This is a genomic window from Lacunimicrobium album (assembly GCF_052161635.1).
Classification (GTDB): domain Bacteria; phylum Planctomycetota; class Planctomycetia; order Planctomycetales; family Planctomycetaceae; genus SXPC01.
The window spans coordinates 1179945-1193052 of sequence record NZ_CP197413.1; the positions used below are offsets into that span (position 1 = coordinate 1179945).

Consider the following 13108-nt stretch of genomic DNA (forward strand, 5'->3'; position numbering starts at 1 on the left):
ATTGGAGACGTCAATTGCGCAGCAGAACTTCCATCGGATGGCGCGAGCGCTTGACGACAGCCGACTGAGCGTAAAGCAGCAGCAGCTGGTGCATGCTGGCAGCGTGTAATTTCTGCATGGCGGAGGCTCGGTGTTTGGCGACCGTCTGGAAAGAGATCTCAAGACGGTGGGCGATCTGCTTGATCGAATCACCTTCCATCAGCAGGTTGACGACCTCTTTCTCGCGTCGACTGAGTGACAACATCGAGTTTTCAAACGCCCGGTGTTCCTGATACTGCTCCCAGCGACTACCACTTTCATCGAGCGCGGTTTGAACCAGTTCGACTGCAGATGTCAGCAGCTGGTTGTGTTCGACATAGTCAAACGCACCACGCCGCATGACCCGGACCGCCAGCCGAGCATCGAGGAAGGAAGACGTCATGATGATCGGCGGCACGAACTCCATCGAAGCCAGTCGATCCAGCAGAGACAGTCCGCTCATCATTGGCAGCTGAGTATCAATGACAAAGCATTCACACGCTTGGCTGTCCGGTGAGTAGCAAGAGAGAAAAGCCTCAGCAGTTCTCGAAGTGTTTATTGTGTAACCGTGCTGTGAGAGTCTCTCGGCTAATGTCGAGACGAGTGTTGGATTCTGATTGATGATGTAAACGGTGTGCTTCATAAGGCCGAACTTGCTCGTTTGGGGAGTCGTACGAAGAGCGTTCACTCCCAGTATGGATTGTTGTCGGTAGAAGATCGTTTTTGCTCAAGCATAGTGGAGCAGAGAAATGAAATTGCAGGTCATTACTTCACGAAAGGTCGACATCCCATCCGTGTCGCGCGTGTGACACGACTGAGCGCTGTGCGCCATCTGTAGATAATTCACCTTCATGTCTGGGCAGACCAGTTTGGCTGTTTGTCAGGCATCACGCTGCATCTGAACGAACCGAGTGCGTCGTTATCGCACTGGGGGCTGAATGTTCACATTTATCAACGCAGCTTCACTAGAACGACCTAGATTTCCTAGACATCAACGTCGGATCAAGGAACAAGATGGGCCCCGATGAGCTGGGTCAAGAGCGACGGATACCAGGAGTAGACATGTTCTCGCAAATCAAGCTTCTTATTGTGACTGCCCGAGTCGAAACAGGAACAAGCGTTCTGGAACTCGTGCGTCGTTCTGCCAGTGGCACGCTGAATGTCCAATGTATCGGGCATGATCAGGTGGCATTCGCTGGCCAGGATCTCAGTCGTCATGTGATCCTTGTCGAGATTAACGAGCAATGCCGCAGTGGATTGAAGGTCATTCAAGAACTTTCCCCTCGAGCGATGGCTGTTCTCGCGGTTGGTCGGAAAGCCTCACGCGAGTGTATCCTGGAAGCCATTCGTGGCGGGTCGCGTGATTACATCGAGATCGATGATCAGTTCGGCTCGCAAGTTGTTTCGGACGTGCAAAAGATTCTCAATGCCTGTCCTGAGAAAGTTTCCGCCAAGTGCATCGGAGTCGTCTCGACTCAAGGTGGAACAGGCTGTTCGACGATCGCCAGTAACCTCGCCGTCAATTTGTCCATGCGAAGCCTTTCGACCGGTCTGATTGACTTCTCCTCGCGCTCCGGCGATCTGGCGATCATGCTGGATCTGATTCCCGAACATACCCTGGGCGAGATTACGTCGCGTTTCCAAACTGTCGATGATGAACTTCTCGAACAGATGAGTACCAAACACCCCAGCGGCCTCTCCCTTTATAGTCTCGACGACATTCTCTCTGAGGGGGCACGCCCGATGTCTGTCGACCTCTCACGCGATCTCATTCGAGCAGCATGTGCCAGATACAGCTATGTCGTCGTCGACCTGGGTGGCCGCACTCAGGCGACAATCGACACGCTGTCTGATTTATTCGATTCGATGCTGCTGGTTGGTCTGCCTCAACTCGTTTCACTGCGATATCTGCAGTATGGCGTTCAGAAATGGACAGAGCGTCATCCTGATGATGATCGCTTTGTCGCGGTCGTGAACCGGTTCGACGAACCCGGGGCACTTGATGGAAACAACATCTCGATGCTGCTGGGGGATCACCCGACTTACATGGTTCCTTCCGATCTGGAAAGCTGTCATCTGTCATCCAACTGCGGTGTTCCGGTCACTATGAAGCGCCCGTTGTCCAAGCTGAGCAAGTCGCTGGGCAAGATGACCGAGTCACTGCTCAAACCCAATGATCGCGAAACTGTTCCTGCTCCGAAATCGCGTCTGGAACGCTACCGGGCTATGGCCGTCGAGTTGTTCAGCTAACAGAAGTACCAACATCACAGCCCTGCACAACTTTCACTTTTCGCGAGCATGAATCATGGAAGCCGTTATCGATTCTCAGAAGAGTGTGGACGAGTTCAATCGTCTCAAAAAGCAGATCCATCAGAAGCTGGTCTCGCGCTTGAACCTGGCGCGAATCAACACGATGGATGACTTCGAGATCCGACGCGAACTTCGTCTGGGGGTCAACGAGCTTCTGCGAAACGAACGCAATCTGGTCACCAAAGAAGAACGCGAACAGCTCTGCGAAGAAATCATCGACGAGACACTCGGCCTGGGACCGATTGAATCACTGATGAGCGATTCGACGGTCTCGGACGTTCTGATCAATGGCCCTAACAATGTTTATGTCGAGCGGAAAGGCAAACTGGAAAAGACCAACGTTCGCTTCCACGACAACGAACACCTGATCGAAATCATCAAACGAGTCGCAAGTCGCATGGGGCGACGCCTCGATGAATCCTGTCCGATGGTCGACGCGCGGATGTCCAATGGCAGCCGGGTCAACGCGGTCATCAATCCACTCGCGATCGACGGAGCACTCGTCTCCATTCGCCTTTTTCCAGCCAGTCCACTGGAAGCCAGCGATCTCATCACCAAGAGCGCCCTGATGCCACAGATGATGCACTTCCTGGGTGCCTGCGTGAAAGCAGGTATGAATATCCTGGTTTCAGGGGGAACGGGTAGCGGTAAGACGACTCTCCTCAACGTGCTGTCATCGTTCATCCCCAAAGATCAGCGGATCACGACGATCGAAGACGCTGCCGAACTTCGTCTTCAACAGGAACACGTTGCCCGGATGGAGACGCGTCCTGCCAACCTCGAAGGCAAAGGTGAAGTCACGACTCGGGACCTGATCAAGAACGCGCTGCGGATGCGACCGGATCGCATCATCGTCGGGGAATGTCGGGGCGGAGAAGCCTTCGACATGCTGCAGGCGATGATGACCGGTCACGAAGGCAGCCTCGCAACGATCCACGCCAATCACGCCCGTGATGCCCTCTCGCGTCTGGAAATGCTCGTCGGGATGTCGGGTATGGACCTGCCTTTGTGGTTCATTCAAAAGCAGATCGCCTCGGCTATCAATATCGTTGTGCAGTGCCGACGTCTCAAAGGAGGGCAACGCAAAGTGGTCCAGATTTCAGAAGTTGTCGGGATCGACAACGGAAATTACATGATGCACGACGTCATGAGCTTCGAACAACGCGGTGTCAATGATCAGGGAAATCCGATCGGCGACTTTCGGTCACACGGCATCATGCCACATTGCCTGGACAAGCTCCGGGAAAGCGGGATTGAACTGCCGGCCTCTTACTTCGACGGTCGAGTCTTCACACTGGAACGTCCAGAAATCAATCGACGACAAGGAATTCTGACATGACGTTGACGCTCTCTGAACTACTCATCTGTGCTGGCGTCACTGGCGGCGTTGCCTGCCTGCTCTGGGGCGCGTCGGGAATCTATGGCGACTTCTTCGGACGAACGTCTCGACGCATTCGCAAGGCAATCCGTCCACGCGATGCACGAGGCGGCGTTCACCAGACGCTGCTGATGCAGGAGAAGCAGACATTCACCGGCTGGACAAGAAAGTTCCATCTCTGGCATGCCGAGATCGCTCGTTACATGCTCCAGGCCGGTTGGACGCATGGTGTCTTGCCATTTGCGGGCTGCTGTTTTGCCAGCGGAATGTTCTTCTGGCTGGTCGCGTTGTTGTTTCATATGACATCGTTCCTGGCGATTTCTGCATTCGTCGTCGGCATTTCGATCCCGATCTTTGTGGTCATGCAATTCCGGGCATCGGCGTTGGCTCAGCTGTCACAACAACTGCCAGATGCACTCGATCTGATGTCTCGCTCGATGAGAGCAGGGAGCACGATCGAAGGGGCAATGAATATCGTCTCAGCGACATTTCCTCGACCCATCTCGCCCGCCTTTCAGACGTTCTGTGATCAGCAGCGACTCGGCCTGCCGTTTGATAAAGCCATCGAACAGATGGCCCTTAATCTTGGAGTCGCCGATGCCAAAATCTTCTGCGTCGCGATGCTGATTCAGCGTCAGTCGGGTGGCAATCTGTGTGAAGTTCTCGAACGACTTTCCAGCGTCGTCAAAGTTCGACACCGCCTCCAGGGCCGCATTCACTCGCTCACCGGCGAAGGTCGGATGCAGGCCAATGTTTTGACAAGCCTGCCATTTGGAAGCTTCCTGCTGATCTGGTTTATTGACCCGACTTATGCAGAGAAGCTGCTGGCGAGCTACTGGCTGCTGGGCGGGGTTTGTGTCTCGATGTTGATTGGTGGTTTGTGGATCCGTCAGATCGTGCGTATCGAGTACTAACACAGACTGTTTGAGAAAGAACTCCAGGAGCCATCTATGTTGAACTGGGATAGCGCGAACGTCATGCTCGCTTTGATTTTCGTCTCGGTGATGTTGATTCCCATCTTGATCTATCACGGTCTGTTCTCTGCAGACAGACAGGTCAAAGCCCGCGTTCGTCGTGCCTCTCGGCGTCAGGCTCCTGGTCCCAACGAAGCCAGGGAAGCGATTTCCGGCAAGACAGCCCGGATGCCAGGTTCGCGTCTTCTGCTCGCAACGGAAGCCGTCAGTGTTGACGATCGACGTTACGGCGGCCTACTGCAACTCTTCTATCATGCTGGCCTGCGTGACTCGTTCGCGATCAGCGCCTTCATCATGACCTGGGCCGCATTGATCTTTGGTTGTATGGGAGGAGCATTGTGGCTGTCGAGGTGGCTGAATTTCAATGGCATGGCCAGTCTCAGCGCGACCGCAGCCGGAGCCATGATCGCGATTCCGATCCCCATATTCTGGCTGAAGTCCTGCATTAAAAAGCGACGTGGATTGATGACCCGATCGCTGTCTGATTTCATGGACCTTCTGGTGGTCTGCATTGAAAGCGGATTGAGTCTGGAAGCTGCGGTCAAACGCGTTGTGTCTGAACTTGAACTGGCCTGTCCGATCCTGGCGGAAGAACTTCGTCAAGTCGATAAAGAACTCGAATTCGGCGTTACGCTGGAAGACTCGATGAGCCACTTCGCGAACCGTTCCGGGTTGAAGGCCGTCAAAGTGCTTTCGTCATTCATTGCACAATCTCGACGCTACGGCATGAGTATCTGCGAAGCCCTTCGCGAACACTCCGCTCTGCTGCGTCACCAGCGCGAACTCGAAGCCGAGGATCGTGCCCAGAAAGCCAGCGTTGTCATCCTCATTCCCATTTTGTTGTTCATCTTTCCTGCCACATTCGTCGTCCTCGCCGGCCCTGCTGTCATGGACTTGATGACGATGATGACCTAGGCACATCAGCGAATCGACTGAAAGTCCCAGTGTGCCACGGCTGTGTCAGCCGTGTAAATGGACGTCCATTGCGCGATCGCACGGCTGACACAGCCGTGGCACACAGCACCGACTTGTCGTCCATAAAACGACAGTACACGAATACACCTCCGAGAGACCCGTCTCATGCAACGCCTCGGCATTCCATTCAATGTGACCTCCAGACCCCGCGATGGCGTGGCAACAATTGAACTGGCAATCGTTCTGCCTGTTCTCATCACACTGGCCATCCTCGTGATTGATGTCGGGCATCTCGGCTATTTTTCGTACGCGGTCTCGAATGCGACACGAAGTGCAGCCGTTTATGCTTCGACCAATCGTCGTACCGAAGTCAACGTCACACGTTGGCTAAGCGAACTCGAAGCCATCGCCCGAGCGGAATTCAACGGGATGAACGGCTATGAGGCATCTCGATTGTCAATCGCGACCACGCCTGATCCATCCGTCAAAATGACCGCCAATGAATACAGCGTCACCTGCCGCTATCAGTATCGTCCGATCATCAGTTGGCCCGGTTCTGCGGGCATAATTCTGATCGAGCGAACCAGTGTCTTCCCCTCTCATCACGAGTAATCATCCTTTCTCGCCTGCAGACTTTTTACGAACCCGGAAGCGGGAATGAACTCATGAAACGACATCTCTTTTCTCAAGCTCCACGACACGGTGTGACCCTGGTCGAAACCGCCATTGTGCTCTCGCTCGCTATGACGGTCATCGTCGGCCTGCTGGAACTGGTTATTTTTATGAATCGTTATCAATCCTGCTCGCACGCCGTGCGGCGATTAGCGAGAGAAGCCGTTCTGCGTGGGAATCGATCCGGGACGGAAAAGACAGTGTGGGGACCAACTGAAATCACAACCACCGCCAGCAGCAGTCACGACATCGCGCAGATGGTTCGCCCCTGGCTGATGATGGTTCGTCCTGAAGACGTCACCATCCGGATTCGCTATCCGGATGGCGACAATCGTCGCGGGGACAGAGTTCAAATCGACCTGTCGTATCCCTTCACCAGCACATCGCGACTCTTCGGTGCGTCTTCCAGTATGGTCAAAACAATCACGTCCACCATGGAAATTGCCCATTGAACGAATTCCCTGTGTGTGCCACGACTGTGTCAGCCGTGTGATCGCGCAGGGAAGGTCCAACTCACCGATGACGTATATTCCTGATTGAAAATTGAAATCATGAAAAGCACCATTCGCGACACTATCACAAAACGCCGTTCCGGGAAGATTCTCATTCTGGTTGCGATCAGCCTTCCCGCGTTAATGGCCGTCGTGGGGGTCTTTACGAATTCGATGACCGGCTTCAAAGCCTCACTTGATTTACAGCACGTCAGCGATGCAGCGGCGTTAGCAGCGGCGAAGGTCATTCGTGATAACGAAGGAACGGTCGCTGCGGCGGCTCAGTCGGTTCTCGATGACCATAATCTGACTTCAACGGTAGCCTGTGTGGTGACGCGTCCTCCGACAACGGGGCCGTATGCCAGCAATCTCAACTACGTGGAAGTCACTCTCACGAGTCAGCGTGCGATGATGCTCTCCCGATTCATGAATCACGGGAACACGGTTCATTACTGCGTTCGCTCAGTCGCGGGCGTGGAAAAAGAAACCACCGATGTTGCACTCCATATCCTCGATAAGAATCCTGCACAGCTCTCGGTTCTGGGGATCTCGGGACTGCTTCCGTCTCTTCCGGCGTTGCTGGGGGGACTGGAAGTCCTGGGGCTCGGCAGCGTTCGTGTCGATGGCTCTGTCATCGTCAATACAAAATGGAGCGGCGAAGATGCGCTTGGAGAGAAAGTCGGCGAGTACGGGAATCTTCCGTTGCTCCAGCATGCTGTCTCCTGCACGCCGCTTTTGGCTTTGACGCGTTTTCGGGCCGATCAAATCTGGGTCACCGGCGGTGTTGATCGTAAGGAAAACTATGGGCCTTGCAGCGGCGACGATCACCCGCTCATCGCAAATCAGTGCCCCGTCGACGATCCGTTTGAGGATCTGCCTGTGCCGACATCGTCTGTTGATCCGACCAATATCAACTCGACCTACCGAGGCTCTGTGACTGTTGTGAGTCTGCCGATCCTGCTGCCGCCGGTTGTCCTTCGTCCCGGGATCTATGACTCCATCAATATTGTGTCAGGACGTGTACGTTTTGAACCGGGGATTTACATCATTCGCTCAACAAATCTGCTGGTCGGAGCAGGCCTGGTCATCGCGGCAGGACAAGTCGAAGCCAATGGCGTGATGTTCTACATCACAGACTCAGCATCTTACAATCCTTCCAACGGCTCCCCCGACTCCCATGACGCGGATGTTGATCCTCATGATCCTGGTGTACTCTCGGCACTGCCAAGCGTCGTCATCAACGCCGCAGTTCTTAACAGCAGTTATACAGGCCTGAACGATCCATCGAGCCCTTTTCACGGAATGCTCATCTACCAGCGCCGACACGACCGTCGCCCGATTGTCATCCTGAAACAAGACCTGCTTCTGAGTGACAGCACGTTTGAAGGCACGATCTATTCCAAATGGGGGCACGTCATTCTCTCCGGCCAAGGACAATTCAATACCGCGATTGCAGCCGGTTCGGTACGCATTCTGACGGTCACTCAGACGAATATCTCCCCCAGCCACAAACTGCCAGCGGCGAGAAATATCACTCTGGTCGAATGATTCGTCGATCTGGTGATCGCATGACGCTGGCGAATTTTGCATCGAGTCCCGAGCGTCTATGGGATCTGGTTTGCTGAAGGGACAGGATTTCGGCCTGTTTACAGCAAAGATGCTATCAGATGCTAATAGATCATCAGACTGAGGTAACAAAGCATAAGAATTTCCGGGCACTTCCATTACAATAACTGGCTCACAGAGCGTTAGTTGTTTGTTTGAAACAAATTGGAAGTGATTCTTGTATGAACCGATCTGTGCTGAGTTTGAAGCGTGAAGAGAAAGTTCCGGTCACGATTTTCCCAGACGTGACGGGGGTCAATAAGCAGGTCGCACACATTATTGTCGACCTGGTTCGCCAGAAAGCGGCAGAAGGCAAAAAAGCTGTGCTGGGCCTGGCGACTGGTTCCTCGCCGATCGGCGTCTATCAGGAACTGATCCGCTATCACAAGGAAGAGGGGGTCAGCTTTGCTCATGTGGTGACGTTCAACCTCGATGAATACTTCCCCATGAAGAAGGAAACCGAGCAGAGTTACTGGCTGTTCATGCACCAGAACCTGTTCAATCACATCGACATCAAGCCAGAAAACATCAACATTCCAGACGGCACCCTGGCTCCAGAGCAGGTCGCTGAGTTCTGTATCAATTACGAAAAGAAAATCGCGGACGCTGGTGGACTCGATCTGCAACTTCTCGGTATCGGACGAACTGGACACATCGGGTTCAACGAGCCGGGTTCCGACGAAGAAACCGTGACCCGTCTGATCACACTGGATTCAATTACCCGCACCGATGCCGCCAGTGACTTCTTCGGCGTTGAACACGTTCCGACCCGTGCGATCACGATGGGCGTGAAGACCGTGATGTCGGCTCGGCAGGTTGTTCTGGTCGCCCTCGGTGAAGGGAAGTCTTCCATCGTCGCTCAGTCGGTCGAAGGGGATGTCACTCCGCTGATTCCTGCGACCTATCTGCAGCTGCATGACAATGTTCATTTTTACGTCGATCAAGCCGCGGGGGCTGGGCTTTCTCGTTCGAAATGTCCCTGGTTGTACGGAAGCCCGGAATGGACCGATCAGCTCGTCAAACAAGCCGTCATCTGGCTGGCTGACAACACCCAGAAGGCTCTGCTCAAACTGACCGACAATGACTACAACGAGAACGGCCTTCAGGGACTTCTCGCGGACCAGGGGCCTGCTTACAACATCAACCTGAAGGTCTTCCGAACGATCCAGCAAACGATCACAGGCTGGCCCGGCGGTAAGACGCCCGATCGACAGCAGCCAGGTGATCGACGTCGGCGCTTTGAAGATATTTATCCCAAGCGAGTCATCGTCTTCTCTCCACACCCTGATGACGACGTCATTTCGATGGGCGGCACCCTCATCCGTCTGGCTGACCAGGGGCATGAGGTGCACATTGCGTATCAGACTTCTGGGAACATCGCGGTTTTCGATGATGATGTCGTTCGTTATATCGACTTCCTGAAGTACGTCAGTCAGGAAGTCAATCTCGCGCCCGAGATGGCGACCTCTCTGTACAAGGACGTGTTGACCGCGTTCACGAAAAAGGCTCCGGGGCAGATTGATCCCCAGCTGATTCTGAAAATGAAGGGCTTTATCAGACGCAGCGAAGCCCGTTCTGGTGCTCGCGCCAGTGGCGTGCCCGATGAGCGGACACACTTCATGGATCTCCCGTTCTATGAGACAGGGAAGGTCAAGAAGAACCCGCTTTCCCAGGTCGATATCGATATGACCAAGGATCTTCTCAACAAGATCATGCCCCACCAGATCTATCTGGCAGGTGATCTCTCTGATCCCCACGGCACGCACCGCGTCTGTCTGTCAGCGGTCTTACGTGCATTGGCAGAGCTGAAGGATGCTGAGTGGCGACAGACTTGCGAAGTCTGGCTGTATCGAGGGGCCTGGCAGGAATGGCCGGTGCACCAAATCGAGATGGCGATTCCGCTCAGCCCGCAGGAAGTCGATCGCAAACGAACAGCGATCTTCAAGCACCAGTCACAAAAAGACCGCGCTCTCTTCCCCGGAGCAGACAGCCGCGAGTTCTGGCAGCGTGCCGAACAGCGGAATGCAGGATTGGCAGAGCATTACAATCGCTTAGGACTGGCTGAGTACCAGGCCATGGAAGCGTTTGTGATGTGGAAGGGCTAAGCTCATCCGGAGTCGCGACCATCAGGAAACGGAATCGATCGCAAAACTTTTAGCAGTGCAATAACCCGGGTTGCTCGCCCGGGACTTTCAATGAGACTGGTGTCGGAATGAAACGGATGCGAGTGTTGTGCGTTGGGGCAGGTCACATGGGACGCTCTCACGCGCTGGCCTGTCAGAAACTGGACGCCTTTGAAGTCGTCGGCTTGTGCACGCGACGCAAAGAAAGCAGCCAGGGACTCCTTGATGAACTCGGCCCGGGAGTGACGCATTACAGCGACTACTTCCTTGCACTCCAAGAACTCAAGCCGGATGCCGTCTGCATCGCGAGTTACACCGAGTCTCACTACCCCTTCACGAAAGCCGCTCTGGAAGCTGGATGCCACGTCTTCGTGGAGAAACCACTTGCGGAGACTCTCGAGCAGTCGCTCGAACTGGTCGACTTGGCCAAGACGAAGAAGCTGAAACTGCTGGCCGGCTATATCCTGCGTCACCATCCCGCCTGGACAAAGTTCGTCGAACTGGCCCGTGATCTTGGCAAGCCGCTGGTGATGCGACTGAACCTTAACCAGCAGTCGTCCGGATCGAACTGGATGACGCACAAGAACCTGCTAGCCTCAGTCTCGCCGGTCGTTGATTGTGGCGTGCACTATGTCGACATCATGTGCCAGATGACTCAGTCAAAACCGATTCGAGTTTCTGGGATTGGCGCTCGTCTGACGGATGAAATCGGTGCGGACAAGATCAACTACGGCCAGCTTCAAGTCACCTTCGAAGACGGTTCCGTCGGCTGGTACGAAGCCGGCTGGGGGCCGATGATTTCCGAGACAGCCTTCTTTGTTAAAGATGTCATCGGACCAAAAGGATCAGTCTCGATTCGAGCAGAGAAAGCCGCCTCGGAAGGGAAGAGTTCAAACGTCGATTCGCATACCCAGACCGAAGCCTTCCTCGTGCACCATGCCGAGTTGACCAAAGAAGGGACGTTTGCCAAGTCGGATGAAGTCATGCGAGTCGACGAAGATCCCGATCATGACGACTTGTGCCTGCGTGAGCAGCGTTACTTCGCGAAAGCGATCGTCGAAGATCTCGATTTATCGACACACCTGACGGATGTCGTCAACTCGATGCGGATTGTCTTCGCGGCGGACGAAAGCTTCCGCACCGGCAAGATGGTTGAGCTTTCGTAGACGCAAAGCACGTCCGATCAGTTGCGAATCGTTGAATATTTTGTGATGTTGGGAGCCGCTCGCGTTTCGAGAGATACTTCTATCCCTGATGGGGATACTTAGACAGGATAAAAGATGACGTCGACGAAGCTTCGCTTGAGCATCATGATGTTTCTGCAGTTTTTCATGTGGGGCGCGTGGTACGCGACGCTGGGGACGTATCTGGGGAAAGCCGTTTCAGCGGACGGAGTGCGACTCTTCTCCGATCCTTTCATTGGTGATGCCTACGGGACATCAGCCATCGCGGCAATCATTGCGCCCTTTCTGGTCGGCTTGATTGCAGACCGATACTTCGCCGCTGAACGTGTCCTCTGTGTTCTTCACTTGATTGGTGCTGGTACACTGTGGATGGCGAGCCAATCGTTAACGCCGACGATGTTCTACATCTACGTCCTGGCTCACTTCCTGTGCTTCATGCCGACGTTGTCGGTTGCCAACTCACTGACCATGAAAAACCTGGCCGATCCCGGCAAAGAGTTTGCCTCGATTCGTGTCCTGGGAACGATTGGCTGGATCGTTGCAGGCTTGATGATTGGTTCGCTCGTCCTTTACAACGGCCAGCTCATGGCGTTGCCGTTTGAATTCTACGGCAAAGATCGTCCTGCAGAATACCAGTCCATTGAACCGACGGCCTTCCCTTTGATGATCGCTGCCATCTCAGAACTGGTGCTTGCTTTCTTCTGTCTCTTCCTGCCACATACACCACCTTCCGCTGCCGGTCAAAAGGTGACGATTCGAGACATCCTCGGCCTGGACGCGATTGCGATTATCAAAGAGCCGAGCGTTCTGGTTTTCGTCATCAGTTCTGTTCTGATCTGCATTCCGCTGCAGTTCTACTATGGGCTGGCCAACCCGTTCCTCAACGAAATCGGCATCAGTTCTCCGGCCTCAAAAATGACTCTCGGACAGGGCTCAGAAATCTTCTTTCTGTTGTTGCTGCCATTCTTTTTCAAGACGGTGGGAGTCCGCTGGATTCTGCTGGTTGGGATGATGGCCTGGGTCGCCCGCTACACCGCCTTTGCGTACGGCGATGCGGGATCGAAGCAGTATCTCATTTACATCGGCATCCTGCTGCACGGCGTCTGCTATGACTTCTTCTTCGTCGCCGGTCAGGTCTACATGGATTCTAAAGCACCCGCTCACCTGCGTAACTCGGTGCAGGGCTTCCTGACGTTCCTGACTTACGGGCTGGGGATGTTTGCAGGCTCGGTCATGCTGGGACGCGTGCTGGAACATTATGCAACACCCGATGCAGCCATCAAGCACGACTGGACGAGCGTCTGGCTGGTTCCAGCTGGCTTAGCGGCGGCAGTGTTGGTCTTCTTCGCATTGGCATTCCGCGAGGAAAAAGCTCCTGTCCCGATGGAGTTGACCACCGAGGGTGGCACAGAGCCAGTCCCTGCTTAAGGCGAGCGGG

The 13108-nt window shown here is 54.4% G+C and carries 11 protein-coding genes; 10 read left to right on the forward strand and 1 reads right to left on the reverse strand.

The window, feature by feature from the left end; all coding sequences use genetic code 11:
• Positions 1-10: 10 nt before the first annotated feature.
• Positions 11-661, reverse strand: coding sequence for a response regulator transcription factor (locus SH248x_RS04640; protein WP_459557350.1), 651 nt, complete (start codon positions 659-661; stop codon positions 11-13).
• 419 nt (positions 662-1080) lie between these two features.
• On the opposite strand from SH248x_RS04640, the gene SH248x_RS04645 reads away from it, so the two are divergent.
• From SH248x_RS04645 to SH248x_RS04690, 10 genes are all read left to right on the forward strand, one after another.
• A complete protein-coding gene (locus SH248x_RS04645) occupies positions 1081-2268 on the forward strand; it encodes an AAA family ATPase (protein WP_459557351.1) in 1188 nt (395 codons plus the stop codon).
• 55 nt (positions 2269-2323) lie between these two features.
• Entirely contained in the window at positions 2324-3667 is a 1344-nt protein-coding gene (locus SH248x_RS04650) for a CpaF family protein (protein ID WP_459557352.1), read from the forward strand.
• Complete coding sequence (locus SH248x_RS04655) at positions 3664-4620, forward strand: type II secretion system F family protein (protein ID WP_459557353.1); 957 nt, start codon at positions 3664-3666, stop codon at positions 4618-4620. The genes SH248x_RS04650 and SH248x_RS04655 overlap by 4 nt, the downstream gene beginning before the upstream one ends.
• 36 nt (positions 4621-4656) lie before the next feature.
• On the forward strand, positions 4657-5595 hold the full coding sequence (locus SH248x_RS04660) for a type II secretion system F family protein (RefSeq protein WP_459557354.1): 939 nt from the start codon (positions 4657-4659) through the stop codon (positions 5593-5595).
• A gap of 165 nt (positions 5596-5760) precedes the next feature.
• A complete protein-coding gene (locus tag SH248x_RS04665; RefSeq protein ID WP_459557355.1) occupies positions 5761-6207 on the forward strand; it encodes a TadE/TadG family type IV pilus assembly protein in 447 nt (148 codons plus the stop codon).
• A gap of 53 nt (positions 6208-6260) precedes the next feature.
• Entirely contained in the window at positions 6261-6719 is a 459-nt protein-coding gene (locus tag SH248x_RS04670; protein WP_459557356.1) for a TadE/TadG family type IV pilus assembly protein, read from the forward strand.
• Between the two features lie 99 nt (positions 6720-6818).
• Positions 6819-8306 (forward strand): pilus assembly protein TadG-related protein, encoded by a 1488-nt coding sequence (locus SH248x_RS04675; RefSeq protein ID WP_459557357.1) that lies wholly within the window; start codon positions 6819-6821, stop codon positions 8304-8306.
• A 239-nt stretch (positions 8307-8545) separates the two neighbouring features.
• Entirely contained in the window at positions 8546-10468 is a 1923-nt protein-coding gene (gene nagB / locus SH248x_RS04680; RefSeq protein WP_459557358.1) for a glucosamine-6-phosphate deaminase, read from the forward strand.
• A gap of 107 nt (positions 10469-10575) precedes the next feature.
• Positions 10576-11652 carry a Gfo/Idh/MocA family protein gene (locus SH248x_RS04685; protein WP_459557359.1) on the forward strand — a complete coding sequence of 359 codons (1077 nt, stop codon included), beginning with the start codon at positions 10576-10578 and terminating at the stop codon, positions 11650-11652.
• A gap of 114 nt (positions 11653-11766) precedes the next feature.
• The gene (locus SH248x_RS04690; protein WP_459557360.1) at positions 11767-13098 is read left to right on the forward strand and encodes an MFS transporter; all 1332 of its coding nucleotides are present in this window, start codon (positions 11767-11769) and stop codon (positions 13096-13098) included.
• Positions 13099-13108: the final 10 nt, after the last annotated feature.

What these genes read in the sequence shown, in the direction of transcription:
- SH248x_RS04670 (WP_459557356.1), top strand. Translation starts at nt 6,261, where the DNA reads ATGAAACGACATCTCTTTTCTCAAGCTCCACGACACGGTGTGACCCTG.
- SH248x_RS04690 (WP_459557360.1), top strand. Translation starts at nt 11,767, where the DNA reads ATGACGTCGACGAAGCTTCGCTTGAGCATCATGATGTTTCTGCAGTTT.
- SH248x_RS04650 (WP_459557352.1), top strand. Translation starts at nt 2,324, where the DNA reads ATGGAAGCCGTTATCGATTCTCAGAAGAGTGTGGACGAGTTCAATCGT.
- SH248x_RS04640 (WP_459557350.1), bottom strand. Translation starts at nt 661, where the DNA reads ATGAAGCACACCGTTTACATCATCAATCAGAATCCAACACTCGTCTCG.
- SH248x_RS04665 (WP_459557355.1), top strand. Translation starts at nt 5,761, where the DNA reads ATGCAACGCCTCGGCATTCCATTCAATGTGACCTCCAGACCCCGCGAT.
- SH248x_RS04645 (WP_459557351.1), top strand. Translation starts at nt 1,081, where the DNA reads ATGTTCTCGCAAATCAAGCTTCTTATTGTGACTGCCCGAGTCGAAACA.
- SH248x_RS04685 (WP_459557359.1), top strand. Translation starts at nt 10,576, where the DNA reads ATGAAACGGATGCGAGTGTTGTGCGTTGGGGCAGGTCACATGGGACGC.
- SH248x_RS04660 (WP_459557354.1), top strand. Translation starts at nt 4,657, where the DNA reads ATGTTGAACTGGGATAGCGCGAACGTCATGCTCGCTTTGATTTTCGTC.
- SH248x_RS04675 (WP_459557357.1), top strand. Translation starts at nt 6,819, where the DNA reads ATGAAAAGCACCATTCGCGACACTATCACAAAACGCCGTTCCGGGAAG.
- nagB (WP_459557358.1), top strand. Translation starts at nt 8,546, where the DNA reads ATGAACCGATCTGTGCTGAGTTTGAAGCGTGAAGAGAAAGTTCCGGTC.
- SH248x_RS04655 (WP_459557353.1), top strand. Translation starts at nt 3,664, where the DNA reads ATGACGTTGACGCTCTCTGAACTACTCATCTGTGCTGGCGTCACTGGC.